The organism is Pseudotabrizicola sp., assembly GCF_030684215.1.
GTDB lineage: Bacteria > Pseudomonadota > Alphaproteobacteria > Rhodobacterales > Rhodobacteraceae > Pseudotabrizicola.
The window spans coordinates 45526-71351 of the sequence record NZ_JAUXOV010000013.1 but is presented as its reverse complement, the minus strand read 5'-3'; the positions used below and the strand labels follow the sequence as shown (position 1 = coordinate 71351).

The 25826-nt window shown below is 62.0% G+C and carries 27 protein-coding genes; 16 read left to right on the top strand and 11 right to left on the bottom strand.

The window, feature by feature from the left end:
• Positions 1 to 83: 83 nt before the first annotated feature.
• The 7 genes from Q8K08_RS01250 to Q8K08_RS01220 form a co-directional block, all read right to left on the bottom strand.
• Positions 84 to 881: an amino acid ABC transporter permease gene (locus Q8K08_RS01250; RefSeq protein WP_304797752.1), complete on the bottom strand. Its 798-nt coding sequence runs from the start codon at positions 879 to 881 to the stop codon at positions 84 to 86.
• Between the two features lie 39 nt (positions 882 to 920).
• Entirely contained in the window at positions 921 to 1703 is a 783-nt protein-coding gene (locus Q8K08_RS01245) for a transporter substrate-binding domain-containing protein (protein ID WP_304797750.1), read from the bottom strand.
• 353 nt (positions 1704 to 2056) lie between these two features.
• Entirely contained in the window at positions 2057 to 3091 is a 1035-nt protein-coding gene (locus tag Q8K08_RS01240; protein WP_304797748.1) for a ThiF family adenylyltransferase, read from the bottom strand.
• The gene (gene dut, locus Q8K08_RS01235) at positions 3088 to 3555 is read right to left on the bottom strand and encodes a dUTP diphosphatase (protein WP_304797746.1); all 468 of its coding nucleotides are present in this window, start codon (positions 3553 to 3555) and stop codon (positions 3088 to 3090) included. The genes Q8K08_RS01240 and dut overlap by 4 nt, the downstream gene beginning before the upstream one ends.
• The gene (gene coaBC, locus Q8K08_RS01230) at positions 3552 to 4745 is read right to left on the bottom strand and encodes a bifunctional phosphopantothenoylcysteine decarboxylase/phosphopantothenate--cysteine ligase CoaBC (protein ID WP_305248943.1); all 1194 of its coding nucleotides are present in this window, start codon (positions 4743 to 4745) and stop codon (positions 3552 to 3554) included. The genes dut and coaBC overlap by 4 nt, the downstream gene beginning before the upstream one ends.
• Positions 4746 to 4806: 61 nt before the next feature.
• Positions 4807 to 5601 carry a ChaN family lipoprotein gene (locus tag Q8K08_RS01225; protein ID WP_305248942.1) on the bottom strand — a complete coding sequence of 265 codons (795 nt, stop codon included), beginning with the start codon at positions 5599 to 5601 and terminating at the stop codon, positions 4807 to 4809.
• Complete coding sequence (locus Q8K08_RS01220; RefSeq protein ID WP_305248941.1) at positions 5598 to 6476, bottom strand: RNA polymerase factor sigma-32; 879 nt, start codon at positions 6474 to 6476, stop codon at positions 5598 to 5600. The genes Q8K08_RS01225 and Q8K08_RS01220 overlap by 4 nt, the downstream gene beginning before the upstream one ends.
• Positions 6477 to 6555: 79 nt before the next feature.
• Between Q8K08_RS01220 and cobU the strand changes: the two genes are divergently transcribed.
• From cobU to Q8K08_RS01200, 4 genes are all read left to right on the top strand, one after another.
• Entirely contained in the window at positions 6556 to 7125 is a 570-nt protein-coding gene (gene cobU, locus Q8K08_RS01215; RefSeq protein ID WP_305248940.1) for a bifunctional adenosylcobinamide kinase/adenosylcobinamide-phosphate guanylyltransferase, read from the top strand.
• A complete protein-coding gene (locus tag Q8K08_RS01210; protein ID WP_304799413.1) occupies positions 7122 to 7688 on the top strand; it encodes a histidine phosphatase family protein in 567 nt (188 codons plus the stop codon). Before cobU ends, Q8K08_RS01210 begins: the two co-directional genes overlap by 4 nt.
• Before the next feature lie 78 nt (positions 7689 to 7766).
• Positions 7767 to 8636 carry a glutathione S-transferase gene (locus Q8K08_RS01205; RefSeq protein WP_305248939.1) on the top strand — a complete coding sequence of 290 codons (870 nt, stop codon included), beginning with the start codon at positions 7767 to 7769 and terminating at the stop codon, positions 8634 to 8636.
• A 65-nt stretch (positions 8637 to 8701) separates the two neighbouring features.
• On the top strand, positions 8702 to 10216 hold the full coding sequence (locus tag Q8K08_RS01200; RefSeq protein WP_305248949.1) for a YifB family Mg chelatase-like AAA ATPase: 1515 nt from the start codon (positions 8702 to 8704) through the stop codon (positions 10214 to 10216).
• On the opposite strand, the gene gshB is transcribed toward Q8K08_RS01200, so the two are convergent.
• Genes gshB through rsmI form a run of 3 tightly spaced genes read right to left on the bottom strand, consistent with a single transcriptional unit; the run spans position 10213 to position 12476 of the window.
• Positions 10213 to 11157, bottom strand: a complete 945-nt coding sequence (gshB, locus tag Q8K08_RS01195; protein WP_304799416.1) for a glutathione synthase — start codon at positions 11155 to 11157, stop codon at positions 10213 to 10215. The genes Q8K08_RS01200 and gshB overlap by 4 nt on opposite strands.
• A gap of 57 nt (positions 11158 to 11214) precedes the next feature.
• Positions 11215 to 11568: a YraN family protein gene (locus tag Q8K08_RS01190; RefSeq protein WP_304799418.1), complete on the bottom strand. Its 354-nt coding sequence runs from the start codon at positions 11566 to 11568 to the stop codon at positions 11215 to 11217.
• A complete protein-coding gene (rsmI, locus tag Q8K08_RS01185; protein ID WP_304799420.1) occupies positions 11565 to 12476 on the bottom strand; it encodes a 16S rRNA (cytidine(1402)-2'-O)-methyltransferase in 912 nt (303 codons plus the stop codon). Before rsmI ends, Q8K08_RS01190 begins: the two co-directional genes overlap by 4 nt.
• An 87-nt stretch (positions 12477 to 12563) precedes the next feature.
• On the opposite strand from rsmI, the gene Q8K08_RS01180 reads away from it, so the two are divergent.
• Genes Q8K08_RS01180 through murJ form a run of 3 tightly spaced genes read left to right on the top strand, consistent with a single transcriptional unit; the run spans position 12564 to position 18097 of the window.
• On the top strand, positions 12564 to 13742 hold the full coding sequence (locus Q8K08_RS01180) for a penicillin-binding protein activator (RefSeq protein WP_305248938.1): 1179 nt from the start codon (positions 12564 to 12566) through the stop codon (positions 13740 to 13742).
• Positions 13743 to 13802: 60 nt separating this feature from the next.
• A complete protein-coding gene (locus Q8K08_RS01175) occupies positions 13803 to 16553 on the top strand; it encodes a [protein-PII] uridylyltransferase (RefSeq protein ID WP_305248937.1) in 2751 nt (916 codons plus the stop codon).
• Entirely contained in the window at positions 16550 to 18097 is a 1548-nt protein-coding gene (gene murJ / locus Q8K08_RS01170; protein ID WP_305248936.1) for a murein biosynthesis integral membrane protein MurJ, read from the top strand. Before Q8K08_RS01175 ends, murJ begins: the two co-directional genes overlap by 4 nt.
• A 131-nt stretch (positions 18098 to 18228) precedes the next feature.
• Here the strand turns inward: murJ and Q8K08_RS01165 are convergent, their stop codons facing one another.
• A complete protein-coding gene (locus Q8K08_RS01165) occupies positions 18229 to 18915 on the bottom strand; it encodes a rhomboid family intramembrane serine protease (RefSeq protein WP_304799999.1) in 687 nt (228 codons plus the stop codon).
• 90 nt (positions 18916 to 19005) lie between these two features.
• Between Q8K08_RS01165 and trpS the strand changes: the two genes are divergently transcribed.
• From trpS to Q8K08_RS01120, 9 genes are all read left to right on the top strand, one after another.
• Complete coding sequence (gene trpS / locus Q8K08_RS01160) at positions 19006 to 20046, top strand: tryptophan--tRNA ligase (protein ID WP_305248935.1); 1041 nt, start codon at positions 19006 to 19008, stop codon at positions 20044 to 20046.
• A gap of 79 nt (positions 20047 to 20125) precedes the next feature.
• Positions 20126 to 21178 (top strand): hypothetical protein, encoded by a 1053-nt coding sequence (locus tag Q8K08_RS01155; RefSeq protein WP_305248934.1) that lies wholly within the window; start codon positions 20126 to 20128, stop codon positions 21176 to 21178.
• A gap of 227 nt (positions 21179 to 21405) precedes the next feature.
• Positions 21406 to 21888, top strand: coding sequence for a VOC family protein (locus Q8K08_RS01150; RefSeq protein WP_304797298.1), 483 nt, complete (start codon positions 21406 to 21408; stop codon positions 21886 to 21888).
• Between the two features lie 57 nt (positions 21889 to 21945).
• Complete coding sequence (locus Q8K08_RS01145; protein ID WP_305248933.1) at positions 21946 to 23202, top strand: Hsp70 family protein; 1257 nt, start codon at positions 21946 to 21948, stop codon at positions 23200 to 23202.
• Between the two features lie 67 nt (positions 23203 to 23269).
• Positions 23270 to 23725: a universal stress protein gene (locus tag Q8K08_RS01140; RefSeq protein ID WP_304797294.1), complete on the top strand. Its 456-nt coding sequence runs from the start codon at positions 23270 to 23272 to the stop codon at positions 23723 to 23725.
• Positions 23726 to 23843: 118 nt separating this feature from the next.
• Complete coding sequence (locus Q8K08_RS01135) at positions 23844 to 24035, top strand: hypothetical protein (protein ID WP_304797292.1); 192 nt, start codon at positions 23844 to 23846, stop codon at positions 24033 to 24035.
• A gap of 65 nt (positions 24036 to 24100) precedes the next feature.
• Positions 24101 to 24664: a NifU family protein gene (locus Q8K08_RS01130; RefSeq protein WP_305248932.1), complete on the top strand. Its 564-nt coding sequence runs from the start codon at positions 24101 to 24103 to the stop codon at positions 24662 to 24664.
• Positions 24654 to 25283: a tRNA (adenosine(37)-N6)-threonylcarbamoyltransferase complex dimerization subunit type 1 TsaB gene (gene tsaB / locus Q8K08_RS01125; protein WP_304797288.1), complete on the top strand. Its 630-nt coding sequence runs from the start codon at positions 24654 to 24656 to the stop codon at positions 25281 to 25283. Before Q8K08_RS01130 ends, tsaB begins: the two co-directional genes overlap by 11 nt.
• Positions 25276 to 25689 (top strand): GNAT family N-acetyltransferase, encoded by a 414-nt coding sequence (locus Q8K08_RS01120; protein ID WP_305248931.1) that lies wholly within the window; start codon positions 25276 to 25278, stop codon positions 25687 to 25689. Before tsaB ends, Q8K08_RS01120 begins: the two co-directional genes overlap by 8 nt.
• The last annotated feature ends 137 nt before the right edge of the window (positions 25690 to 25826 follow it).

Below are 25826 nucleotides of genomic sequence, written 5' to 3'. Positions count from 1 at the left end.
GGAGTATTTGGAAAGCCGCAATTCAAAGCGCGCTCGCACAGGCTTTGCTGCTTTCCAAATACTCAAGGCCCCTGCGCCACGCTCTATGGTTCAGACCGCGCCCGCAGCCGAGTCTCTAGACGGCGCAGAACAACGCTCAGCCCGATGGTCATGGTCAGATAGATCAGGGCGGCGACATTATATGTCTCGAAATAGCGGAAATTGCCCGCCGCGGTCACCTTCGCCATTTGCGCCACATCGGTGACACCCAGCACACTGACCAACGAACTGTCCTTGACCATTGCCACAAAATCATTGCCCAAAGGCGGCAGGATCATTCGGAAGGCTTGCGGAAACACGATATGGCGAAAACGTTGCCAGCCTGACAGGCCAAGCGCCTGCGCAGCCTCTACCTGGCCCATTGGCACCGCCTGCAATCCAGCCCGGAAAATCTCGGCCAGGAAGGCAGAATAGGCCAGCATCAGTGCGATCACCGCCCGCGCAATCAAGGGAAAATCGCGGGTGCGCCACGGGTCCAGCCCCAAAGGCTCGATCACGGCGTTGACCGCAACCACCAGCATAGGGGCCAGCACAAAGGCGACATAAAGCAACAACACGATGATCGGCACACCGCGCATGATCTCGATATATAGCCGCGCCGCCTGCCGCAACACGATGAACCGCGACAGCCCCATCACTGCCAGACCCAACCCGATGGCACAGGCCCCCAGATAGGCCACCACCGCCACGATGATTGTGACAGCAATGCCTTTGGCCAGCGTGTTCAACACCGCGCCATAAATCGGATTGGACAGCACCTGCCAGAACAGCACGGCCCCGGTGACCAGCAGGATCACAAGCCACCATGGGAAGTCTTTGTCAGGTTTCGAACTGGGGGTCATCACAGCTTGACCCCGGCAGCAAAGCCGGGGTCAGTCACCTTACTGACCCATCTTGTACTCAAGGAACCACTTGGTGTTCAGCGCCTCCAGCGTGCCATCCGCCTGCATCGCCGCGATGCCCGCGTTGATCGGCGCGACCAGATCAGAGCCCTTGGGGAAGATGAAACCGAAATCCTCCGTCCCCAGTTTATCACCCACAATCTTCAGCCCGCCCGCACTCGCATCGACATAACCCGCACCCGCGGTGCCATCGGTCAGCACCAGATCGACATCCCCCGCGCGCAGGGCCTCAACTGTGGCCCCGAAGGTCTCGAACAGCTTGATCCGCGGATTCGCCTCATTGCCATCCAGTACCTCATACACGCCCACATAGAACGGCGTCGTGCCGGGTTGGGCGGCCATCAGCAGTTGACCATCAGCGGCAAATCCCGCCGCATCGGTGAACCGTTCTTCATTTCCCCGGACCATCATCACCATCTGGCTGGTCATGTAGCTATCCGAGAAATCGACCTTCTCTGTGCGATCCTCACGAATTGTGATCCCGGTCATGCCCAGATCAAACTGTCCCTCAGAGACCGCCGCGATCATCGCATCCCATGAGATATTCTCGTATTTCACCTTAAAGTTCAGCCGCTTGGCCAGTTCTGCGACAGCATCATATTCCCAACCAACCGCCGCTCCCGAGGCATCCAGAAACTGCAAGGGCGGATAGGCATTCTCAGTCACGACGACGATCTCCCTGCCTCCCAGATCAGGCAGATCCTGAGCGAATGCAGAAGTAACAGACAGCGCAAGGGCGGCAACAGACAGGGTCAGCTTCATGGGTCAGGCTCCCGGTTGGATTGATGAACGGACTATGACCCCCGGCGCAGACGGCGGCAAGGGGATGACCCGCAAATAGCCGCAGACCGCTATACCGGGCGCCCGTCGATCCAGCTGCAAAACCGCCCTGTCGCGCGGATATCCACAGACAGCGTCACCGGGTCCAGCTCCCTGCCCCAGCGCAAGGACAAAGCAGGCCTGCCGCATTCATCTTGGTCCCAATACTCAAAACCCAGATCAGCCCCTCCGCAAAATGCCACCCGTCTTTGCCGCCAACCGTGGCAACGCCACCGATCGGGGGGCTCAATGCCCCCCGAGGTGGCCCCCCTGCGCGACAGTCAGCCGACACCCGATCACCCATGCAGCCCCCCGCAAGCCGCACAGCCTTCGCGCCGCTTCACCCCGATCACCCGCGTCTCGGCATAGAGCGCGTCATGGATCATCAGCCGCCCGCGCAAGCCCGTCCCGGCATCCACCAAATGCTTTACCGCCTCCATCGCCATCATTGCACCGATGATACCCGGCAAGGGGGCAGCCACCCCGGCCTCGGCGCAACTGGGCACCAGACCCGGCGCGGGGCGCAACGGGAAGACGCATTCAAAGCAAGGCCCGCCGCGCGCCGGATCATACAGGCTGATCTGTCCTTCCCACTGCGTGATCGCCGCCGAAATCAAGGGCTTGCCCGCAGCAGCACAGATCCGGTTCACCAGATAGCGTGTGTCAAAGTTATCGGTGCCGTCCAACACCAGATCGTAATCAGCCACCAGCTCTGCCGCCAAACCCGCGTCCATGCGCCGGTGATAGGGGCGCACATCGATGAACGGGTTCAGCGCCTTCATCGCCAGCTCTGCCGAGAACACCTTTGGCATCCCGATTCGTGCATCCGCGTGGATGATCTGGCGTTGCAGGTTCGACCCCTCGACCACATCGCCGTCAATCACGCCAATCACACCCACACCGCTGGCGGCCAGATACATCAGCGCCGGACTGCCAAGGCCCCCGGCCCCCACCACCAGCACCCGCGCCGTCTTGAGGCTTTTCTGCCCCGATCCACCGATTTCGCGCAGCATGATGTGGCGGGCATAGCGGTCCAGCTCTACCGGGGAAAACACTCCCGGCTTTTGTGCCTCGACCACAGGGGCAACCTGCTTTCGCACCCTTGCCAGCACCTTGCGATAGGCCAGTGCCATCGCAACCAGCACCCCAAGCACAAACCAGCCGCGAAACTCGCCCCCGACAAATGCGCCCAATTCTGGTGGCATATAGGGCGCATGCGCCAGCAGCAGCACCAAAAGCCAGCCCCATGCCAGCAACCAGACCCAACGCGCCGCCCAGCCCAGCCAGCGCCCCAGCCCAAACACCGCGACAAATCCCAAAATCCCGATCATGACCGCCCGGTGGACCCAAAGCCACCTGCCCCCCGCGCAGTGTCGCCCAATGCCTCCACCACGGCAAAACGCGCCTGCACCACCGGGGCCACAATCATCTGCGCCACCCGGTCCCCGTGCTGCACGGTGTAGGGTTGATCTGACAGGTTTATCAAAGCCACCCCCAACGGCCCGCGATAATCGCTGTCAATCGTGCCGGGTGTGTTGGGCAGGGTGATCCCCGATCTGGTGGCCAGCCCCGACCTTGGCCGGATCTGCATCTCGAACCCCACCGGAATCTCAACCCGTATCCCCGTCGGGCAGATCGCCCGTTGCATCGGCACAAGGGTGAACCCTGTCGCCCGCATCTCTGGCGGCAGATTGGCGCGAATATCGGCCCCCGCAGCGCCCGGCGTTTCATAGGCGGGCAAGGGCAAATCCCGGTCCGCCCAATCTTCAAACAGAATCTTCACCAAAGGGCTCATCGCAACACTTCCGCTATCCTCTGCGCCAACTGCCGCGCCACGGCCTCTTTGGCCATGCGCGGCCAGACCTCGGCCCCGGCGTCAGTGATCAGCGTCACCGCATTCTCGGCCCCGCCCATGATGCCGGTGCCGGGCGACACGTCATTGGCCACGATCCAGTCACAGCCCTTGCGCAGCCGTTTGGCCGTGGCATGTTCCACCACCCGCTCGGTCTCGGCGGCAAAACCCACCACCAGACGCGGGCGCGCCGCCGCCTGTGACACGACGGCCAGAATGTCTGCGTTCTCGGCAAACTCCAGAGCCGGGGCCTGCCCTGCGCCGTCCTTTTTCATCTTCTGGCCTTTGACATTGGCCACCCGCCAATCAGCCACCGCCGCCGCCATCACCGCCGCATCGGCGGGCAAACCCGCCTGAACCGCCGCCAGCATCTGCGCCGCGGTCTCTACCCGCACCACATCCACGCCCACAGGCGCGGGCACCGTTGCCGGTCCGGTCACAAATGTCACCCTCGCCCCCAGATCACGCAACGCCGCCGCAATCGCCGTGCCTTGGGCACCACTCGACCGATTGGCGATATAGCGCACCGGGTCAATCGGCTCATGCGTGGGACCAGAGGTCACCAGCACATGCCGCCCCGCCAATGGCCCGCCGCCCAGCGCCGCGCCCACAGCCGCCACAATCTCGACCGGTTCCGCCATCCGGCCCGGCCCATATTCACCGCACGCCATCTCGCCTTCGTTGGGGCCAACCATCAGCACACCATCCCCCTGGAGGGTCGCCACGTTGCGCCGGGTTGATGCGTGCCCCCACATCCGCACATTCATCGCCGGGGCCACCAGCACCTGCTTGTCGGTGGCCAGCAACAGGGTCGAGGCCAGATCATCCGCCCGCCCGCCTGCCATCTTGGCCATCAGATCCGCAGTGGCCGGGGCCACCACCACCAGATCGGCGGCACGGGAAAGCTTGATGTGGCCCATCTCGGCCTCATCGGTCAGGTCGAACAAATCCTGATAAACCTTGTGCCCCGCCAGTGCAGACACCGACAATGGGGTAACAAACTCTGCCCCCGCACGGGTCAGTACGGGAACGACCGATACTCCGGCCTTTTGCAAAAGCCGGATCAACTCCAACGACTTATAGGCCGCGATCCCGCCGCCGATGATCAAAAGAACCCGTTTTCCGGCCAGCATCATGCGCCCCCTGTGTCCGCCCAGACGTTAGGGCGCAACACGGGCCAAAGGCAACACCCCGTCAGCGAAACGCGGCGCAAGGATCGTCTCGGGCAATCGACTTGGTCACCACCCACAGATCAAACGGCGCGTCTTCCGGTGCCGCCCCCTCTATCTGGCCGACCGACAGCACCGATATCCCCGGTGCCGCCTCTGCCAGAACCGCAGGCACGCCCCAGTCGCGGCGCGCATGGCCGGTTCCAGTAATCACCGCAACGGGCGGCCCGACCTCGGCCAGCGCCCGCATCACCGCCTCTGTCAAATAGGCGTCGCGCAAGCGCTGCGCCTGCACCATGCCGGGCAACACCGCCTCGGGCATCGCATCACAATGCGCGGCCATCTGCTCGGCCTCGCGCGCGGTCTGTTCTGCCTCGGGCAAAATACGCGCCAGACCGGGGCCGCCGGGCATCACGGCAAGCGCGCCTTCCGTCACCGACCGCCGCGCCAGATCGCGCGGCACTTCGGCGCCATAATGCCGGGCGTCACGGGCGGCGACAAAAATCGGATAATACATCTCAAAATCAGGCCAACCGCTGGCGTTCCAGCCCAGCGCACGCGCCACCTGTGCCCGATTGCCCAAATCCGCGGGCACTTTCGCACCCGCCTCGGCGCTCAGCATTTCCCAGACAACTGCGCGCGGGGTCAGTGAAAACACCGCACGCGCTTGGTTCATGTGGTGTTCCGGGTTATCATGCACCTCGCCCAGCAACACCACATCGGCACGCGGCACAGCATCCAGCACTTCAGGCCCGATCTCGGCCCCCCACGCCCATGGGGTGCCCCCGATCAGCGCCAGCGTCATGATCCATATTCTCATAACAGAAAGTGATGCACTTCCCGTGACTGACTTTCAAGGTTGCGCCGCATCTTGGCAAAGGCCGCTGCCTCCAGCTGCCGCACCCGCTCTTTGCTCAGCCCCAGTTCTTCCCCCAAGGATTCCAGCGTGCGCGGCTCTTCGCGCAGCTTGCGCTCGGCCACGATGAACCGCTCGCGTGGCTTCAGCGCCTGCATTGCCGTCACCAGCCAGCCGCGCAAGGCCTCAGCGTCATGCGACAGCTCTACCTGTTCCGCTGCACCCGCACTGTCATCTTCCAGCGCATCAATCCACTCACGCCCGTCCTCGTCGCTGGACTGCGTGGCGTTAAGCGAGAAATCAGACCCCGAAAGTCGCCCCTCCATCATCTCAACATCGGCCAGCGGCACGCCAACCTCGGTCGCGACCATCTGGCGCAGCTGAAACTGGTCCAGCGTTTCGCCGCGCTGCGACGCCTCGCGCTCCAGCTTGGCCTGCACCCGGCGCAGGTTGAAAAACAGCGCCTTCTGGCTGGAGGTTGACCCGGTGCGCACCATCGACCAGTTACGCATCACATAATCCTGAATGCTCGCCTTGATCCACCACACGGCATAGGTGGAAAACCGCACGCCACGATCGGGATCAAACTTGTCAGCCGCCTTCATCAGACCCAAGGATGCCTCTTGAATCAAATCGGGCATCGGCGCGCCATAGCGACGGAACTTTGATGCCATCGAAATCGCCAGCCGCATATAGGCGGTGATCAGACGGTGCAGCGCCCGCTCGTCGCGCTGGTCGCGCCATGCATATGCCAGCTTTAATTCTGTCTCTGCATCCAGCAATTCAGCCCGCATCGCTTGGCGGGACATGGTTTGGTCGCTATATCCGTCCAGTGCCATCTCGTAACCCCCAGTTTTCGATATCGCAGTCGCAACGATCGTGCGGTTCGACTTCCCGCTTTGAAAGGTTCTACGCAGCGTGACCGCAATCGGATCAGTTTCGGCATCGACTTTTTCACTGCCCGCTCTAACGCTGGTGATCGGCGGCGCACGATCCGGCAAATCCCGGATCGCCGAGACGCTGGTCACCGCCACTGGCCGCCCCCGCACCTACATCGCGACTGCTCAAGCCTTTGACACCGAAATGCGGGACCGCATCACCCGGCACCTCACAGACCGCGGCCCCGGTTGGACAACCATTGAGGCCCCGCTCGATATCGCCACCGCACTTGCCGGATCTGACCCTGCGGGCACCATTCTTCTCGATTGCGCCACGCTCTGGCTGTCAAACGTGATGCTCGCGGGCCACAACGTGGACCGCGCCTGCCAAGCGTTGCTTGAAACCTTTGCCACCAGCCCCGCCCCCATCGTCATAGTCTCCAACGAAGTTGGCATGGGTATCGTTCCCGAAAACGCCCTCGCGCGGCACTTCCGCGATGCCCAAGGCCGCCTGAACCAAAACATCGCAGCCCGCGCAGGCCTTGTCGTTGGCGTGATGGCGGGCCTGCCCTTTGCCCTAAAAGGCACCCTGCCCGAGGGTATCGTGTGACGCGCCTGCACCTTGTTCGCCACGGCCCCACCCATGCAAAAGCCATGATCGGCTGGACAGACCTGCCCGCCGACCTGTCCGACACCGCCGCCATTGCCCGGCTGTCAGCCCATTTACCAACCCACGCCGCCATGATCTCATCGGACCTGTCGCGCGCCGTCACCACCGCAGATGCGCTGGCTCTGCCCTCCCGCACGCGCCTGGCCCATGACCCCGATTTGCGCGAACTCCACTTCGGCGCATGGGAAAACCAGACATTCGTGCAGGCCGAGGTCGCAAACCCCGCCCACATCCGCGCCTTTTGGGAAACCCCCGGCCCGATCCGCGCCCCCGGAGGAGAGGGCTGGGATGATATCACCGCGCGCGTCAGTGCAGCCCTTGACCGCTTGAGCCACGACACCATCATCGTCTGCCACTTCGGCGCAATCCTTGCCGCCCTGCAATGCCGCCTTGGCCTCACCGCCCTAGATGTGTTCCAGCACAAGATCGACAACCTGTCTGTCACCGAACTGCACAAGACGCCCTCAGGCTGGCAAGCGCTGCGCATCAATCACATTCCGTGATGACACAGCGCAAAATTCATCGCTTTCCCTAAGCTGCAATCTCGCCTTAGCTGACCAGACAGCAGCAAAGAGGCCCAGATGACCCAACCATATGATCTTGTAATCGGTGACCGTGCCTATTCCAGCTGGTCCCTGCGCGGCTGGCTGCTGTTTGACGCCTTTGGCATCCCCTACAAACTGCACAAGGCGCGGCTTTACACCGATGAGCTGCCGTCCCTGCTCAAACACTTCCACCCTGCCCGCACCGCGCCCACCATCCGCACCCCCGATGGTGTGGTCATCCCGGAAAGCCTTGCGATTGCAGAAGAACTCGCCTCGCGCCATCCCACGGCAGGACTATGGCCAAAGGGTGCAAAACCCCGCGCCATTGCCCGTGTGCTGGCGGCGGAAATGCACGCAGGCTTCACCGCCCTGCGCGCCCACTGCCCGATGAACCTGCGGGTCAGCTATACCGATTGCGCTCCGCCGCAACCCGTGCTGGATGACCTTGCGCGACTTGAAACCATCTGGAACTGGGCGTGGGATCAGACCGGTTCGGGGCATTGGCTCTGCGGTGACTACTCTGCCGCCGATGTGTTCTTTGCCCCCGTGGCCAGCCGTATCGCCACCTATAACCTGCCGCTCAGCCCGCGCGCGATGGCCTATGTGCAGGCCCATTTGGCGCACCCGTCTTTCCGCCAATGGCGGGCCATGGGCATGGTTGACGGCGCTGACCAGGACTTTTACCGCCGCGATTACCCTACGCGCGCTTGGCCCGGCCCCGCCCCCCTGCCCGCCCATGCGGTCGACGGCACGGTATCCGAAAACACTGCTTGCCCGTATTCCGGCAAATCCATCACCCATGCGCTCGAGATGCATGGCCGTCGCTTTGGCTTTTGCAACGCCTTTTGCCGCGACAAAACCGTAGCCGACCCCGAGGCATGGCCAAAGTTCATGGCCCTGCTTTAACCCCGCGCGTTAATCATTCACTAACTCTGTCCCGTTAACCCTTTGCCAAGGGATCGGGGTGAATGATGGTCGCCAAAGCCTATACAGTCGCGTTTGAGGGGGTCGAGGCCCGCCTTGTTGAAGTGCAATGCGCCATCTCGCCCGGACTGCCCGGTTTTACCATCGTCGGCCTGCCCGACAAAGCGGTGTCCGAGGCGAAGGAACGCGTGCGCGCCGCCCTCAGCGCGATGTCCATCGCCTTGCCCACTAAAAAAATCACCATCAACCTGTCACCCGCCGACCTGCCGAAAGAGGGCTCGCACTTCGATCTGCCCATCGCACTGGCGCTTCTGGCCGCCATCGACATCATCCCCAAGGATGAGGTGGAAGGCACCGTCGCCTTGGGCGAGCTGTCGCTTGACGGTCGGTTGATCGCCGTCATCGGCGCGCTGCCCGCCGCCATGGCCGCCGCCGAAAGTGACCGCTCCTTGCTGTGCCCGCGCGCCTGCGGGGCCGAGGCGGCGTGGGTGGGGGCCACTGAAGTCCTCGCCGCTGCCTCTCTGGATGAAGTGGTGCGCCACTACACCGGCCAATGCCCGCTGCCCCCCGCCGAGGCGGGCGAGGTGCTGCCCAAGATCGGAGGCCGCGATCTGGCCGAGGTGAAGGGCCAGGAACGCGCCAAACGCGCGATGGAAATCGCTGCCGCAGGCCGCCACCACATGCTGATGGTCGGCACGCCCGGCTCTGGCAAATCCATGCTCGCCGCCCGCCTGCCCGGCATCCTGCCACCGCTTTCGGCGGTCGAGGCGCTGGAAACCTCAATGATCCACTCGCTTGCGGGGCTGTTGGCCGAAGGCGGCATCTCGCGGGAACGTCCGTTCCGTGAACCGCATCACACCGCGTCTATGGCTGCCATAGTGGGCGGCGGAAAGGGTGCCAAACCGGGCGAAATCAGTCTCGCCCACAACGGTGTGCTGTTCTTGGATGAATTCCCCGAATTCCCCCGGCAAGTGCTGGAAACCCTGCGCCAACCAATAGAAACAGGCGAGGTGATGGTCGCCCGCGCCAACGCCCATGTCCGCTATCCGTGCCGGTTCTTGCTGCTCGCAGCAGCCAACCCCTGCCGCTGCGGCTACCTGACAGACCCGGCCCGCGCCTGTGGCAAGGCGCCGTTGTGCGGCGATGACTACCTTGGGCGAATCTCTGGCCCCCTTATGGACCGCTTTGATCTGCGCGTCGATGTGCCGCCCGTGGCCTATGCTGACCTTGACCTGCCCGCAACAGGCGAGACTTCTGCCAGCATCGCCGCCCGCGTGGCCAGCGCTCGCGCGGTGCAAACCCTGCGCTATGCCGATGACTCCAGCCTGCGCGTCAATGCCGATCTGGAAGGAAAACGGCTCGAAGAGGTCGCCACCCCAGATGCCGAGGGCCGCGCCCTGATCTCCCGCGCAGCTGAACGCATGGGCCTGACTGCGCGCGGCTATCACCGCGTGCTGCGCGTCGCCCGCACCATTGCAGATCTGGACGGGTCAATCGATGTCCGCCAGCCCCATGTGGCCGAGGCGATCAGCTATCGATTTGCACCGTCCACAAAACCCTAAAGCCCGCGTTTGGCCTCAATCACTTGCCAAATTCGCTCTGCGGCATTGGTGCCGTCAAACCGCTCCAACTCCTGAATCCCCGTGGGAGAGGTCACGTTGATCTCGGTCAGCCAGTCGCCGATCACATCGATGCCAACAAAAATCTGCCCATTTTCGCGCAACACCGGCCCGATGGCCGCGCAAATCTCCAGATCCCGTGCAGTCAGCCCCACCTGCTCAGGCCGCCCGCCCGCATGCATGTTAGACCGGGTCTCCCCCTCCTGCGGCACCCGGTTGATCGCACCCACCGGCTCGCCATTCACCAAAATCACCCGTTTGTCGCCCTGCGACACCGCCGGCAAAAACTTCTGCACGATCAAAGGTTCACGGTTCATTCCGGTAAACATTTCATGCAGACTGGCCAGATTGCGGTCATTCGGGTCTAGCCGGAAAACACCCGCACCCCCGTTACCATAAAGCGGCTTCAGAATGATATCGCCATGCCGGGCCTTGAACGCCCGGATGGTCTGCAAATCCCGCGCAACTGCCGTAGGCGGGGTCAAGTCAGGGAACCGTAAAACCAGCAGCTTTTCCGGAAAATTCCGCACCCAGAACGGATCATTGACCACCAAAGTCTTCGGATGGATCATCTCAAGCAAATGGGTCGTGGTGATGTAGCCCATATCGAACGGCGGATCTTGCCGCAGCCAGACCACATCCATCTCAGCCAGATCGACCTCAACCTCCGGGCCATAGCTCACATGGTTTCCAACCTCGCGCCGGAGCTCGATCCAGAACCCCCGCGCCATCACCCGCCCCTCGACAAAAGCCAATCCGTCCGGCGTGTAGTAAAACAGCGCATGCCCCCGCGTCTGCGCCTCAAGGGCGATCCGAAACGTGCTGTCGGCGTTTATGTTGACCGACCCGATCGGGTCCATCTGCAGGGCAACCTTTAGCGGCATGGGCAATCCTCCGTGAACGCGCAAGCTTTGGCGCAATCGCGGACAAGATGCAAACCGTCAGGCTGCGAATGCGTTCTCCAGAACTTCGATGCGGCCGATTCCATCGACCAACGCCACATCGAATCGTGCCGGCGTGTCTTGTCCGCCGGGCTCCCCACCCAAGAAACACGACGCCGATGCGTAGATCCGCGCCATCTGCCGTTCCGAAATGCGCTCTGCTGCGATGGAATGACTGCGCGCTTGCTTCACCTCGATAAATATGACTTCCGCCCCATTGCGGGCAATCAGATCAATCTCACCGCCCGGTCCACGCCAACGTCGAGCAATCACCTGCCGACCGGACCGGTTATAAAGCTGTGCAACCTGATCTTCGGCCGATAGCCCGGCATAATAGCTTTTGCGCCCGCTCATCCCGCATCCTTTCCTGACCTCACCCGCGCCAAGGCGAGCTGATATACTTCCCGCCGTGCCAGCCCAAAGGCATCGGCAATCGCCCCAGCCGCATCCTTGACCGACATGCTTTCCATGGCGCGGTCCAATGCTGCCTCTACCGTTTCCTGATCGGCCTGTACAACAGCGCCACGGTCTATCAGCAAAACAATCTCACCCTTTACGTCGCGCCTTTCATAGGCTCCCACCAGATCAGCCAATGTGCCGCGGGTCACTTCTTCGAATCGCTTAGTGAGTTCCCTGCACATCACTGCCTGTCTGTCTTCTCCGAAGCATTGCACGCATTCTCCTAATGTTTCTCTAATCCGCTTTGGGCTTTCATACAGGATCAGCGTCGCGCCGATCCGTACCAGATCGTTCAGAAAGCTGCGCCGTGCAGATTTGGCCGAGGGTGGGAACCCCGCAAACAGAAACCGATCTGTCGGCAGGCCGGAGACGGTCAAAGCACATAAAACCGCCGACGCTCCGGGCGCGGCCAATACGGGAAGACCCTCGGCAATTGCGGCGCGGGCCAGCCCGAAACCTGGGTCCGAAATCAGAGGCGTTCCCGCCTCTGATGCATAGACCACCGATTTCCCCTCGCTCAGCGCCCGCATCAACCGTGGCAGGGCCTGCGCCTCATTGTGCTCGTGATAGGGCACAACGACGCGGTCCTTCAAGGCAACCCCATGAATTTCCATCAAATGCCGCAAACTACGCGTGTCTTCGGCGGCCAGCATATCGGCCCCTGCCAGCAAGTCCAATGCCCGCAAGGTAATGTCGCGTGCAGCACCAATCGGGGTCGCTATGAAATGCAGGCCCGGCGGAATCTCGCGGGGCGAGGGTTCATGCTGGGCAAAAGGAATGGTTTCAGAGCTTTCGGCTGTCATCTGGCTGGTCCTGACAAGTTTACTTCGTCCGCCATTGCCCGTAAGTTCAGCCTTCAAAGCTGCGCTGTTCGGGAAGAGGAAGCACATATGTTGTCTGTTATAAGCCGTGCCCGCAAGTCGCTGGGTCATGCGGCCCTTGCCATTGCCGCTCTTGCCCTGGCCGCTTGCCAACCAACCACTGGCCCCGGTGCCGGTGGGCCGTCCGTTGATTCGTCCGCCCCTGTCATTGTGGCGCTGCTGGTGCCCTCGGGGTCCGGTCAGGCAAGCGACGAGTTACTGGCGCGGTCGTTGCAGAACGCCGCGCGGCTGGCAATCTCCGATCTTGGCAGCAACAGGATTGACCTGCGCGTTTACAACACCGCTGGCCAGCCCGGCACAGCGCAGGCCATGGCAACCAAAGCAATTGATGACGGGGCAAAGATCATCCTTGGCCCGGTTTTCGCCCAGGAGGCGAACGCGGCCGGGGCCGCAGCCCGTGCGCGTAACGTCAACGTGCTGGCCTTCTCGAACAACCCCGACATCGCCGGAGGCAACGTCTTCATCCTTGGCCCCACCTTCGGCAACACCGCTCAGCGGCTGGCGAGCTATGCTGTTCGCAACGGCAAACGCCGGATCATGGTCGTGCATGACCAGAACACCGCCGGACAGTTGGGCCGCGTGGCGATTGAACAGGGCGTGGCCCGCGCTGGTGGCTCGGTCGTGGCGGTCGGCTCATATGAGTTTTCCCAAAATGGGGTGGTCTCGGCCGCGCCACGGCTTGCGGCTGCCGCCAAAGCAAACAGCGCAGATGCAGTGTTCCTGACCGCTGATACAGCGGGCGCGTTGCCGCTGGTCAGCCAGCTGCTGTCCGACAACGGGCTTGGCCCGGCTGTGACCCAGTTTATTGGCCTGACCCGCTGGGATATCCCGCAAGCCACGCTTGCTCTGCCCGGCGTACAGGGGGGCTGGTTCGCATTGCCCGATCCGGCACTTTATCAACAATACCAATCCCGCTATCAGACCGCCTTCGGCGAGGCACCACACCCGATTTCCGGTCTGGCCTATGATGGTATTGCCGCCATCGGGGCCTTGCTGAAACAAGGCCGCCCGAATGCGCTGACCGGGCAGGGACTGACCCAATCGGCTGGTTTTGTTGGTGTCAACGGCGTCTTCCGCCTGCGCTCTGACGGGCAGAACGAACGTGGTCTGGCCGTGGCACAGATCCGCAACAATCAGGTTGTGATCATCGACCCCGCGCCGCGCAGCTTCGGCGGCTTCGGGTCATAAGGCAACACCATGGCGCGTGCCGCCATAACACAATCGCCAACTTCCGGCGCAACCAAGGCTATGGCTGCGCCGGATATGCTTTTGCAACCGACCCAGATCATCGACACCGCCGCCTGCCTTGACGCCATTGCGCAAGAAGTGCCCTCGGCCACTGACAGCCGTGCCTTGCGCGGTATCGCAGTCCGTCACCTGACCGAGGCCCGCGCGCATGGGAACGCGGCTTTGGCGGAAGCGTTTGCCTTGCGCCCACATGATGCCCGCGCGCTGGTGCTGGGCCAGTCGGTTCTGACCGACGGATTGGTGCGCACAGCGCTAGAGGTCGCGTGCCGCTGGCTGCATCCGCTGTCCAACCCCACCGAGGCGGAACGCATCGCAGTGCTGGCGGTTGGCGGATATGGTCGCGCTGAAATGGCCCCCGCCTCAGACGTGGACCTGTTGTTCCTGACTCCATGGAAGACAACGCCATGGGCTGAAAGCGTGGTCGAATCCATGCTTTACATGCTGTGGGATCTGAAGCTGAAAGTCGGCCACGCCACTCGCACGGTCAAAGACTGCCTGCGTCTGGGGCGCGAAGATGTAACCATTCGCACCGCCCTTCTGGAGCATCGCTTTATCGCCGGGTACGAAGCCCTTGCCACCGAACTGGGCGATCGGCTGTGGAATGAATTGTTCCGCAACACTGGCCCGGAGTTCATTGAGGCCAAGCTGGCAGAACGGGCAGAGCGCCACAAGCGTCAGGGCGGGCAGCGGTATGTGCTGGAGCCGAACGTCAAAGAGGGCAAGGGCGGCTTGCGCGACCTGCAAACGCTGTATTGGATCGGCAAATACCTGCACCGCGTTCCTGCCGCGCGCGAGCTGGTAGCCATCGGCCTGTTCCGCCCTGAAGAATACGACACCTTCCGCACCGCCGAGGAATTCCTTTGGGCCGTTCGCTGCCATCTGCATTATATCGCTGCACGCGCCATGGACCAGCTGACCTTTGATCTGCAGGTCGAGGTTGCTGCCCGTATGGGCTACCGCGATGCAAACGGCCGTCGCGCGGTTGAAATCTTCATGCAGGATTATTTCCGCCACGCCACCCGCGTCGGTGAATTGACCCGTATCTTTCTGACCGAACTTGAAGCCCGCCATGCCAAGCCAGAAGCCAGCCTGTTCGGCATCTTCAAGCGCAAAAAGCGGGTGCGTGAAGGCTATGCGTTGGTGCAGGGCCGGATTGATGTCATCAACCCCGATGCATTTCTTTCCGACAAGCTGAACCTGCTGCAGATCTTTGAAGAAGCACTGCGCACTGGATATCTGCTGCACCCCAATGTGATGCGCCTGATCGCCGCCAATCTGCATCTGATCGATGACGACATGCGCGACAACCCCGAAGCGGTGCGCCTGTTCATCGACATGTTGCTGAAACACGGCAACCCAGAACGCGCGCTGCGCCGGATGAACGAACTGGGTGTGTTGGGAGCGTTTATTCCGGATTTTGAACGCATCGTCGCGATGATGCAATTCAACGTCTACCATCATTACACGGTGGATGAGCATATCATCCAGACCATCAGTGTTCTGGCCCAAATCGAGCGCGGCGAACTGGTCGAGGAACTGCCCGTCGCTTCTGGCATCCTTGACGCGGGCGTGAACCGCAAAGTGCTGTATGTGGCGCTTCTTTTACATGACATCGGCAAGGGCAAACCCGAAGATCACTCCATCATCGGCGCGCAGATGGCCCGCCGGATCGCACCACGTCTTGGCCTGACGGCAGAAGAAGTGGAAACCGTGGAATGGCTGGTCCGCTATCATCTTTTGATGTCCGACATGGCGCAAAAGCGCGACATCGGTGACCCACGCACGTTGCGCGATTTTGCCAAGGCGGTGAAAACCCGCAAGCGGCTGGATCTTCTGACTGTGCTGACCGTCTGCGACATCCGCGGCGTTGGCCCCGGTACATGGAACAACTGGAAGGCGATGCTGCTGCGGCGGCTCTATAGCGAAACAGCGGGCGCGCTGGAAAACGGGCTGGAAAACATCAACCGAGACAAACGCGAGGATGAGGGCAAAAAGGCCCTGCGTGAGGCGCTGTCTGACTGGCCGCAAGCCGATATCCGCGCCGAACTGTCGCGCCACTACCCGCCCTATTGGCAGGGCCTGCCGACCGACACGCAAGCCGTGTTCGCCCGCCTGCTGCGCGGGCTGGCCGATGACGAGATTCGCATCGACCTGCACCCCGAACCCGACCGCGACGCCACCCGCGCCGCCTTTGCGCTGGCCGATCATCCGGGAATTTTCTCACGGCTGGCCGGGGCCTTGGCGCTGGTCGGGGCCAATGTGGTCGATGCCCGCACCTATACGTCCAAAGACGGCTATGCGACGGCGGTGTTCTGGATACAGGATATCGAAGGCAAACCCTATGACGAGGCACGCCTGCCACGCCTGCGTAGCATGATCGACAAAACCTTGCGTGGCGAAGTCGTCGCGCGTGACGCGCTCAAAGACCGCGATAAGGTGAAAAAGCGCGACAGCGAATTCCGCTTTCCGACCCATGTTACCTTCGACAACGAAGGATCGGACATCTACACCATCATCGAAGTCGATACCCGTGATCGACCCGGCCTTTTGTATGACCTGGCCCGCACCTTGGCCAACAACAACATCTACATTGCCAGCGCCGTGATCGCGACATATGGCGCGCAGGTGGTCGACAGCTTTTATGTGAAAGACATGTTCGGCCTTAAAATGCACGCCAAAACCAAACAGGACGCGCTGGAAAAGAAATTGCGCCAAGCCATCACCGAAGGCAAGGAACGGGCCACACAATGAAACCAATCCGCCTGATCCGCTCGATCATGGTGGTCGGCGGCTGGACGCTGCTGTCACGCGGCGCAGGCTTTGCCCGCGACATTATGATGGCTGCATTCCTGGGCGCAGGCCCGGTGGCCGAGGCGTTTCTGATCGCATTTTCATTGCCCAACATGTTCCGCCGGTTTTTTGCCGAAGGCGCTTTCAACATGGCCTTTGTGCCGATGTTTGCCAAAAAGCTTGAAGGCGGCGAAGACCCAAAGGGCTTTGCCCGCGATGCGTTCAGCGGGCTTGCGGGTATTTTGATCGTTTTTTCACTACTGGGCACGCTGGCAATGCCATGGCTGGTCTGGGCGATGGCATCAGGTTTTGCAGGCGACGAACGCTTTGATCTGGCGGTGCTTTATGGCCGGATCGGGTTTTCCTATATCCTGTTCATCAGCCTTGTGGCCCTGCTCTCGGGCGTGCTGAACGCCTTTGGCCGCTTTACCGAAGCGTCTTTTGTGCCAGTGCTGATGAACCTGATGTTTATCGCTTCCATGCTGCTGGCCAATCATTTTGGCTGGGATATGGGGCTGACACTGGCGTGGACGGTGCCGGTGACGGGGGTGGCTCAATTCGCCTTTACATGGTGGGCGGCGTCGCGCGTCGGCTTTGCACTGGTTCCGTCATGGCCGAAGATGACGCCAGAGCTGAAACACCTGTTCATCGTCGCCGCCCCTGCCGTGCTGGCGGGTGGCGTCATCCAGATCAACCTGTTGGTGGGCCGCCAGGTCGCCAGCTTCACCGAAGGCGCGGTGGCCTGGCTGTCCTATGCCGACCGACTGTATCAGTTGCCCTTGGGCGTGGTCGGCATTGCGATCGGCACGGTGCTGCTTCCCGACCTGTCTCGGCGGTTGCGGGCAGGCGATGCACAGGGCGGGCGAGACAGTTTTAATCGCGGGACAGAATTTGCGCTGGCACTGACATTTCCGGCGGCGGTGGCGCTAGTGGTCATCGCTATGCCGCTGTGCGCGGTGCTGTTCCAGCGCGGAGCCTTTGGTCCCGATGATACCGCCAATACCGCCATGGCGCTGGCCGCCTATGGTCTGGGCCTGCCTGCCTTTGTGTTTCAGAAGGTCCTGCAACCGCTGTATTATGCGCGCGAGGATACGCGACGCCCATTCCGCTATGCCGTGATATGCATGGTGATCAATGCTGCGATTGCCATTGGCCTGATGCCGGTGATCGGTTTTGTCGCGGCAGCGCTGGCGACCACGCTTTCCGCATGGGTGATGGTCTGGCAACTTTGGCGCGGTAGTCGCGGCATGGGGCCAGAGGCGCAGTTTGACGACCGGTTCCGCACCAGGTCATGGCGGATCGTGCTGGCGGCCTTTGCGATGGGGGTAGTGTTGTTTGGTGCCATGACCATGCTTGGCCCGATGCTGGGAACCGACGGTCTGCGCTATCTGGGTCTGGCCTTGCTCATCAGCGCCGGCATTGTCAGCTATTTTGCCATTGGTGCGATGATCGGCGCGTTCCGGCTCTCGGATTTCAAGGCCGGGCTCACCCGCAAACCGAACTGACCCGGCCTCCATCCGGGCTTCCCCGCGATCGAAGCCGCAGGGCTGGATGACCGGCCACAAAGGGAAATGCCTTAGCGAAAAACCAACCACTTGATTTAATGTTGGAAAGGCAAACGCAGCACAGAGGGCACCTACCGCTGACGCACTTTTTCCAAAACCCGCGCCCAACCGCCGGGGCTGACCACGAACGATAGCACAAACCCTGTCGCAAACCCGGTCAGGTCGGCCACCCATTGATATCCCCCGCCAAACAGCAGCCCAAACAAAAGCTGAATGCCCAACAAGAACCCGATCAACGTAAAGGCCCGGAATTTGTTAGCCCCGACCGCCGCCAGATTGACCCAAAGCAAGAAGGTAAACCCGCCGATCAACCCGTAAACTGCCGGATAGCCACCGATTAGCGGTGCCCGGACCCCCGGCAGAACCAAAGTGTAGACCAAGGCCCCTACAACAGCCGAGGTGAAAAAGATCAGCAGGACTGCCCACCAGCGGAACACCTCACCCACCATCTTGCCCAGCGCCAGCAGGATAACGACCACAAAGACCACATGGGTCAGATTGCCATGCACAAACGGATAGCTGACCAGCCTGTGCACCCCGTCGAGCGGAAACTGCCCGGTGTCCAGAAAATAGCGCATCAGGTCCGGTGAAAAGGCAAAGCGTTCCAGCGCCTGCAAACGCCAGCCAATCCCCTCGGCCCCGCCCAGCAACCCGGCGCCTGCGGCACTTAGCACCAACTCCATAGCGATGATCGGCAGGGCAAGCACCCAGACCACCAGCGGCAGCGGGTTAATTGGGGCGGCGTTGAGGTCTTGCATGGCGTTCTCCGGCGCGGGGTCGGTCCCGATTGACGCCCCCTTGCCCATGGATTACGCCAGCGCAGCAGCTTTATCCAGATGGAGACCACAATGGCCGAGCCGGTCCAAACGCCTCAGGCTTTCCCAGCGCGTATTTTTTCGGGCATCCAACCCTCGGGCGGCCTGACCCTTGGCAACTATCTTGGTGCCCTGAAGCGTTTTGCCGAAAAGCAGAATGAGGGCATCGAGACAATTTATTGCCTTGTGGACATGCACGCGATCACCGTCTGGCAAGACCCTGCCAAGCTGCGCCAGCAAACCCGCGAAGGCGCGGCGGCCTTTATCGCCTCGGGTGTTGATCCGGCGCGGTCGATCCTGTTCAACCAGTCTCAGGTATCGGCCCATGCCGAACTTGCGTGGATGTTCAACTGCGTCGCGCGTCTGGGCTGGATGAACCGGATGACCCAGTTCAAGGATAAGGCCGGAAAGAATGCCGAGGCCGCTTCCCTTGGCCTTTACGCATACCCCGCCCTGATGGCCGCCGATATCATGGCCTATCATGCGACCCATGTGCCAGTGGGTGAGGATCAGAAACAACATCTGGAACTGACCCGCGACATCGCCGCCAAGTTCAACCATGACTACGGCGTTGCCTTCTTTCCCATCGTCGAGCCGGTGATTGAGGGCGAGGCGACGCGCGTCATGTCTTTGCGCGATGGCACCAAAAAGATGTCGAAATCCGACCCGTCGGACCAGTCGCGCATCAACCTGACCGATGACGCCGATGCGATTGCCAGCAAAATCCGCAAGGCCAAGACCGATCCAGAGCCGCTGCCCGATAACCTTGACGGGCTGAAAGACCGGCCCGAGGCGCGCAATCTGGTGAATATCTATGCGGCCTTGGCCGGGATGACCGCTGCCGAGGTGATCACCGAAAATGCGGGCGCACAGTTTGGCACCTTCAAGCCAAAACTGGCCGAACTTGCGGTATCTGTCATGGGACCGATCACGACCGAGATGAACCGTCTGATGCAAGATCCCGCCGAAATCGACAGGATTCTTGGCGACGGCGCGGACCGGGCTGACGCGATTGCACGGCCGATTCTGGACCGCGTTTATGACATCACCGGCATGATCCGGTCACGACGCTGAGCACCGGGGTGGCATTGCGCCGCCCCGGTCTTGCCAATGTTACTGTGCGCGGAGCCGTTGACTTGCTATGCTGGTCAAAATGAAACGCCTTACCCGGTTCTTCTTGCTTTTGATGTTTGCCGGGTCGCTTTCGATGACCTTGCGCTCTGGCCTCCAGATCGCGCAAAACCCTGCACTCACCCCCATTATCGACCGCACAGCCGCCGAGATCGAGGCGTTGACTGACCGGATGATGGCGCGCACGGCGACCCCTGAACGGCTTGACACTTTGATCAACGTACGACTGGCCGAGGTGCCACGCAACTGGGTGTCCTTGCAGGCGCTGGCCGAGGTGGCAATCGAACAGGGCCACCCCCTGCCTGCGGGCTACGCCGAAGCCTGGGAAGAAGACTCGGGCATTTTGGCGCTGTCAGGCGATTGCCTCAGCTGCCTCTGGGATATCAGCACCTGCACCCTGTCTACTGCGCTGGTCTGCAAGGCCCCGATCCTGCTGACCCCGGTAGAGGATGTGCGGGGGGTGGTGAAGGCTGGCGCCGACTACAGCATGGGCCAGCCGATTGATCAGCTTGACCTTGGGCTGTCGGTCATCGGGCTGGGGGCGACAGCGGCGATCGTGGCGTCGGGTGGCACCTCGATGACGCTGAAGGCCGGAACGGCAACGATCCGGCTGGCGCGAGGCATGGGCCGGCTGTCACCTGCGCTGGCCGCGCGGCTGGCCAATGGCATGACCGACGGCATCCGCTGGGCAGACCTGCCAAAGGTGCGCGGTGCGGATGATGTGGTGGCACTGGTGCGAACCGATGCGCTGCGCCCGGTGGCTGAAACCGCCAGTGACCTTGGCCGGGTGGCCGACGCCACCGGGCCGGTACCAGCGTTGCACCTGCTGCCATTGGTGGATGACGCGGTGGACGCCAGACGCCTTGCGCGCGCATCCGAAGCCTTGGGGGCCAAAACGGTCTCGCGGGCCGAGGTTTTGGGGAAATCGCGGCTACTGCGGGCCACGATTCGGATCAGCGACACGGCGATTGGCCTGATCGTCGGCCTTGTCGGCGCGTTGATTTCACTGGCTTTGATTCTGGCAGGCATGGTGCAGACCGCACTTATCCGGGCCTTGCGCGCCCGTGTCACATGACTGATTCCAACCCGCGCTAAGCCTGAGGTTGACGGGTGGGCCTGTCCCCCTCTTTGCTGCCAGTCGGGTCAATCCCCGGCCCCGACGCAGCCCCGCCTGTTCGCCCCCGATCCAGTCCCCGGATCGGGGGCCTTTTTTCACACCTTCTGTGCGCACATGTGGCTATGGCACCGACAACGAATGGCGTATGTTCACCACATCACAGTAACCGCCCACAGGAGGGCAAGATGAGCAGCATTCACCCCGGAACCCGCGTCGGGCATGTCCATCTGAAAGTGGCAGATGTCGACCGTGCCATCGGCTTTTACTCTGGTCTGCTGGGCTTTGGTGTCACCCAACGATATGGGCCGCAGGCCGCGTTTCTGGCGGCGGGTGGGTATCACCACCATATCGGGCTGAACACTTGGGAAAGCGCGGGCGGCACCCCGCCGCCTGCAGGGCACACCGGCCTTTATCACACCGCGTTCCTATTCACCGACCGCAAAGCTCTGGCGCAGGTCTTCAAACGGCTGGTCGAGGCGCGCTGGCCAATTGATGGCGCCGCCGACCATGGGGTGAGCGAGGCGATTTACCTGACCGACCCCGATGGCAACGGGGTGGAGCTGTATGTGGACAGGCCCGAGACCGAATGGCCCCGCGATGCCAGCGGCACGCTTGCGATGGTCAACGCGCGCTTTGATCTGGCAGCCCTGCTGGCCGAGGCTGACTAGCCCTTTACAGCGCCCGCCAAACGGCTTACGTCCGCCCGCTTGCGATCAGGGGGCAGCATGGCACAGGCACGCGTTTGCGGGGTGGATTTCGGCACCTCAAACTCCACCGTATCAATCCCTGCCGGGAACGGCGCGCAACTGATTGCGCTGGAGGGTGACAATGTTACCATGCCCTCGGCTGTGTTCTGGGATGCCGACGGCGCGCCTCCGCAATTTGGCCGTGCCGCGATGGCAGCCTATGTCGAGGGCGATGACGGACGGCTGATGCGCGGTCTGAAAAGCGCGCTGGGGTCGGACCTGATCCATGAGAAAACCCGCGTCGGCAACCGGGCTATTGCCTTTACCCAGATCATCGGGCGCTTCTTCGGCCAACTTCGCGCCAAGCTGGAGGTGGCACAGCCCGGCACCGATCATGTGGTGCTGGGGCGGCCTGTGCATTTCGTCGATGACGATGCGGCGGGCGATCAGGCCGCGCAGGATGTGCTGGAGGCCATCGCGCGTGAGGCGGGGTTTACCCAAGTGGGGTTTCAATTTGAACCGATCGCGGCGGCGCTGGATTATGAAAGCCGGATCACCGCAGAAGAACTCGTGATGATCGTCGATATTGGCGGCGGCACCACCGACTTTTCGGTGATCCGCGTCTCTCCTGATGGTGCGCGGCGGGCGGACCGCAGCGGCGACATTCTGGCAAATCATGGCATGCGGCTGGGCGGCACCGATCTGGACCGGCTGCTGAGCCTTGACCATATCATGCCTGATCTGGGGCTTGGCAGTCTGGTGCATGGTGGCAAGGCCCCGATGCCACAGCATTATTACCTCGATCTGGCAAGTTGGCACCGGATCAACGCGATGTATGCGCCGGGTGTTGCACGCGAAATCAAGGAACTGCGCCAGCGCGCGGTGCAGCCCGAGTTGCTGGACCGCATGCTGTCCGTTCTGGAGCAACGCCACGGTCACGCACTGGCCATGGCAGCCGAGGCCGCAAAGATCACCCTGTCAGACCAAAGCCAGACCAAAATCGCCATCGCCACCTTTACTGGGGGGCGCGACAAACCCCTGTCGCGCACAGCGTTTGAGGACACAGTGGCCACGCCTGTCTTGCGCCTGACCTCGGGCCTGGCCGAAGTGATGCGGCAGGCTGGCGTGGCCCCGCGTGATATCGGCACGGTTTTCATGACCGGCGGTTCGGCCAGTCTGCCCGTGTTGCGCGATGCGGTTGCACGATGCCTGCCGGGCACGCCGATTACCACGGGCGATATGTTCGGCAGTGTTGGCACTGGGCTTGCGCTGGATGCTGCCCGGCGGTTTGCCTGACCTATGACAAAGGCTTGCCAGCCCCCCCGGCCATCCGCCATGATGCGTCCGCTTGGGGAGATCACACATGCGGAAGTTTCTTGTCGTGCTGGATGACAGCCGGGAATGCCTGAACGCGATGCGTTTTGCCGCGTTGCGCGCGGCCCATACAGGCGCGGGGGTCACGATTTTGTCGGTCATCCCGCCCGAGGAGTTTCAGCACTGGATGGGGGTCGCCGACCTGATGCGGGCCGAAGCGCGCGAACGGATCGAGGCGCATTTTGAGGTGTTCGCCAAATGGATGCGCGACAAACAGGGGGTAAACCCGGAACTGGAAATCCGCGAAGGTGACCCGGTTTCGGAAATCCTGAAGCTGGTTAACGAAGATTCGCAGATCGGCGTGTTGGTTTTGGGGGCGGGAAGCGACAAATCCGGCCCCGGCCCGCTGGTCACCCAGATGTCGAAAAATGCGGGCGGCTTGCCCATTCCAATCACCATCGTTCCCGGCGAGATGTCAAAAGAACGGCTGGAGCGGATTACCTGACCCCTGCAAGCTGACCCATGCGCGGGACGCAGGACGGAAATGCAGGAGCTGGCCTTTTGCTGCGACGCAGCAAGGCATAGGTTCAATGCAGGGAGGAGAGCAGAAAGGGGCTTACGCCATGACCGCTCTTACATCGCCGAACACGTTTTACAAAATCGCCGCGCCACTTACCGCGCTTCAGCGCGCACAAAGCGCCACGGTGGACTATTGCACTATTACAGCCACCGAGCATGCGCATTCAAAGCTGCGCGACCTGACCGCGCTGGACACGATGTATGCTTATTTCGGATCGGATGAGGCGACCGATTAAGGGGGCGAAAGGTTGACTTGTGCCCCCTCAAGGCGCATATCCGAGTGGAACTGTCGGAGATAGCCATGTTCATCCAGACTGAGTCGACCCCGAACCCCGCAACGCTGAAATTCCTGCCCGGCCAGACCGTGCTGGAACTTGGCACCGCAGATTTTCCGAATGCCGATGCGGCAGATAAATCGCCGCTGGCGAGGCGCATCTTTGCGGCGGGCGGTGTTACAGGCGTGTTCTTTGGCACCGATTTCGTGACCGTGACCAAAACCGATGAGACCGATTGGCAGCACATCAAGCCCGCGATCCTTGGCGCGATCATGGAGCATTACCAATCTGGCGCTCCGGTGATGGAAGGTGAGGCCAAAGCCGCTGGCGGCCATGCCGAGCATACCGGCGAAGATGGCGATATCGTGCGCCAGATCAAGGAATTGCTGGATACCCGCGTGCGTCCTGCAGTGGCGCAAGACGGTGGCGACATCACCTTTCACGGCTTTGAACGTGGTGTGGTTTACCTGCACATGCAGGGCGCTTGCGCAGGGTGCCCGTCTTCGACTCTGACCTTGAAAATGGGGATCGAGAACCTGCTGCGCCACTATATCCCAGAGGTCACCGAGGTGCGCCCGGTTGCCGCCTGAAACTATTCTGGCATTCGACACATCGGCGGCGCATTGCGCCGCCGCTTTGCTTTTGCCAGATGGCCGCTGTCTGATCCACATAGAAGACATGGCAAAGGGTCAGGCCGAACGCCTGATCCCCTTGCTGGAGGAGGTTCTGGCCGAGGCCGGGATTGGCTGGCATGATCTTGCCGCGATCGGAGTTGGCACCGGGCCGGGGAATTTCACCGGAGTCCGCATTTCTGTCGCTGCGGCGCGCGGACTGGCGTTGTCTTTGGGTGTGCCCGCCATCGGCGTCACCCGGTTTGAAGCCCTGGCCCATGGCCTGCCGCGCCCCCTGACGGTCGTTGAAGACGCGCGGCGCGATGAGGTTTATGCCCAGCATTTCGGCGCAGACGGGCCAGAGCCTGCACGGTTGCAGCCGCGGGCCGGTTTTGTGCGGACGGGCCCGGTCACTGGGTCTGCGGCCGCGGATTTCAACGCTGAGGCTGTGCCACAGCCGATGCCGCTTGTCGAAGCCATCGCACGAATCACTGCAACGCGGCTGGCAAGCCCCCAGCCCCGGCCTGCCCCATTCTATCTGCGCGGCGCTGATGCCGCCCCGCCAAGCGATCCTCCCCCGGTGATTCTTGATGCCTGAGGCAGCAGAGCTTGCAGCCATTCACGCGGCTTGCTTTACTCTGCCGCGCCCTTGGAATGCGTCTGAAATCAAGGCGCTGCTCTACAGCCCACATGTCTTCCTGCTGTCCGAATCGGGTGGGTTTCTTCTTGGCCGCGCGGTGGCCGGAGAAGCGGAGCTGCTGACATTGGCCGTTTTGCCCACCAATCAACGCCGGGGAATTGGCTCACGGCTGGTTCAGGGGTTTCTTGCCGAGGCAGGATCACGTGACGCGAAACATGCGTTCCTGGAGGTCGCCGCCGGCAACACACCGGCCATCGCCCTTTACGAACAGGCGGGATTCGTTTTGGCGGGTCGCCGAAAGCAGTATTACAGCGCGCCAGACGGTGAGTCTGATGACGCGCTTGTTCTGTCGCGCGCCATTTGACGCCGCGTTACCCATTGCCGGGGCCGCCCAGTATTTGATCGAAAGATCAAAAGACGCGCGGCGCCTTTCGAATGGCACTTGACCCTTTGACGCGACCCTGACCTAAATTGGCAATGATCGGGGTCAGCCGCGTTGGC

Coding starts and splice junctions, on each gene's coding strand:
- Q8K08_RS01250 (WP_304797752.1), bottom strand. CDS start 881: ATGACCCCCAGTTCGAAACCTGACAAAGACTTCCCATGGTGGCTTGTG.
- Q8K08_RS01245 (WP_304797750.1), bottom strand. CDS start 1,703: ATGAAGCTGACCCTGTCTGTTGCCGCCCTTGCGCTGTCTGTTACTTCT.
- Q8K08_RS01240 (WP_304797748.1), bottom strand. CDS start 3,091: ATGATCGGGATTTTGGGATTTGTCGCGGTGTTTGGGCTGGGGCGCTGG.
- dut (WP_304797746.1), bottom strand. CDS start 3,555: ATGAGCCCTTTGGTGAAGATTCTGTTTGAAGATTGGGCGGACCGGGAT.
- coaBC (WP_305248943.1), bottom strand. CDS start 4,745: ATGCTGGCCGGAAAACGGGTTCTTTTGATCATCGGCGGCGGGATCGCG.
- Q8K08_RS01225 (WP_305248942.1), bottom strand. CDS start 5,601: ATGAGAATATGGATCATGACGCTGGCGCTGATCGGGGGCACCCCATGG.
- Q8K08_RS01220 (WP_305248941.1), bottom strand. CDS start 6,476: ATGGCACTGGACGGATATAGCGACCAAACCATGTCCCGCCAAGCGATG.
- Q8K08_RS01205 (WP_305248939.1), top strand. CDS start 7,767: ATGACCCAACCATATGATCTTGTAATCGGTGACCGTGCCTATTCCAGC.
- Q8K08_RS01200 (WP_305248949.1), top strand. CDS start 8,702: ATGGTCGCCAAAGCCTATACAGTCGCGTTTGAGGGGGTCGAGGCCCGC.
- gshB (WP_304799416.1), bottom strand. CDS start 11,157: ATGCCGCTAAAGGTTGCCCTGCAGATGGACCCGATCGGGTCGGTCAAC.
- Q8K08_RS01190 (WP_304799418.1), bottom strand. CDS start 11,568: ATGAGCGGGCGCAAAAGCTATTATGCCGGGCTATCGGCCGAAGATCAG.
- rsmI (WP_304799420.1), bottom strand. CDS start 12,476: ATGACAGCCGAAAGCTCTGAAACCATTCCTTTTGCCCAGCATGAACCC.
- Q8K08_RS01180 (WP_305248938.1), top strand. CDS start 12,564: ATGTTGTCTGTTATAAGCCGTGCCCGCAAGTCGCTGGGTCATGCGGCC.
- Q8K08_RS01175 (WP_305248937.1), top strand. CDS start 13,803: ATGGCTGCGCCGGATATGCTTTTGCAACCGACCCAGATCATCGACACC.
- murJ (WP_305248936.1), top strand. CDS start 16,550: ATGAAACCAATCCGCCTGATCCGCTCGATCATGGTGGTCGGCGGCTGG.
- Q8K08_RS01165 (WP_304799999.1), bottom strand. CDS start 18,915: ATGCAAGACCTCAACGCCGCCCCAATTAACCCGCTGCCGCTGGTGGTC.
- trpS (WP_305248935.1), top strand. CDS start 19,006: ATGGCCGAGCCGGTCCAAACGCCTCAGGCTTTCCCAGCGCGTATTTTT.
- Q8K08_RS01155 (WP_305248934.1), top strand. CDS start 20,126: ATGAAACGCCTTACCCGGTTCTTCTTGCTTTTGATGTTTGCCGGGTCG.
- Q8K08_RS01150 (WP_304797298.1), top strand. CDS start 21,406: ATGAGCAGCATTCACCCCGGAACCCGCGTCGGGCATGTCCATCTGAAA.
- Q8K08_RS01145 (WP_305248933.1), top strand. CDS start 21,946: ATGGCACAGGCACGCGTTTGCGGGGTGGATTTCGGCACCTCAAACTCC.
- Q8K08_RS01140 (WP_304797294.1), top strand. CDS start 23,270: ATGCGGAAGTTTCTTGTCGTGCTGGATGACAGCCGGGAATGCCTGAAC.
- Q8K08_RS01135 (WP_304797292.1), top strand. CDS start 23,844: ATGACCGCTCTTACATCGCCGAACACGTTTTACAAAATCGCCGCGCCA.
- Q8K08_RS01130 (WP_305248932.1), top strand. CDS start 24,101: ATGTTCATCCAGACTGAGTCGACCCCGAACCCCGCAACGCTGAAATTC.
- Q8K08_RS01120 (WP_305248931.1), top strand. CDS start 25,276: ATGCCTGAGGCAGCAGAGCTTGCAGCCATTCACGCGGCTTGCTTTACT.